Here is a 739-nt window from a genome sequence, read left to right as displayed (position 1 = left end):
CGCCGACGCTGGCCGGCAGCATCGCGGACAACCTGCGGCTCGCGTCGCCTTCGGCATCCGACGCCGAGTGCGAGCGGGTGCTGCGCAGCGTCAACCTCGGCGACGTGCTGGAGCGCAGCCCGCTGGGTCTGGACGCTCCCGTCGGTGAGGCCGGTGTCATGCTCTCTGGCGGCGAGCGCCAGCGACTGGCGATCGCGCGGGCGCTGCTGGCCGCGCCCCCGATCCTGCTGCTCGACGAGTCGACATCGTCACTCGACGGCCTGAACGAGCAGCGCATGCGCGAGGCGATCGATGCCGTTGCCACCGGCCGCACGCTCGTGGTCATCGCCCACCGCCTCTCGACCGTCGTCGACAGCGATCACATCGTCGTCATCGACCGCGGCCGGGTGGTCGGCCAGGGCACGCACTCCGAGCTCGTCGCCTCGACCCCGTTGTACCGGGACCTCGCGAAGCACCAGCTGCTGGTGTGAGCTGGGAGCGCCCACACCGCGGGCGCAGAACGGATGCCGCGTCCCCCCAGGGCCGCGGCATCCGGTCTGTCCGCCGGGGACGGCGTATACCTGCTGTTCAGCCCCGCTGGGCGACCTTCAGCCGGTAGCGCAGAGCCGCGAGCTCGGCGTGCAGGGTGGCGGGCACCCGTCCGTCGAAGGTGCCGTAGAACTCCTCGGTGAGGTCGGCCTCCTGCAGCCACAGTGCGGGGTCGATCGCGAAGAGCTCGTCGAGGTCCTGCGGCGAGACG

Annotated in this window: 1 protein-coding gene; it reads left to right on the top strand. The window is 71.9% G+C overall.

Annotated features, from left to right (window positions below; genetic code table 11):
- The coding region (locus NQ160_RS24380) for an ATP-binding cassette domain-containing protein (RefSeq protein WP_257517536.1) at positions 1-470 on the top strand (470 nt) is incomplete at its 5' end.
- Between the last annotated feature and the right edge of the window lie 269 nt (positions 471-739).

It is taken from the genome of Microbacterium sp. zg.Y909 (assembly GCF_024626565.1).
Note: the sequence above shows the minus strand (reverse complement) of the source record. Positions and strands in the feature narration are given on the sequence as shown.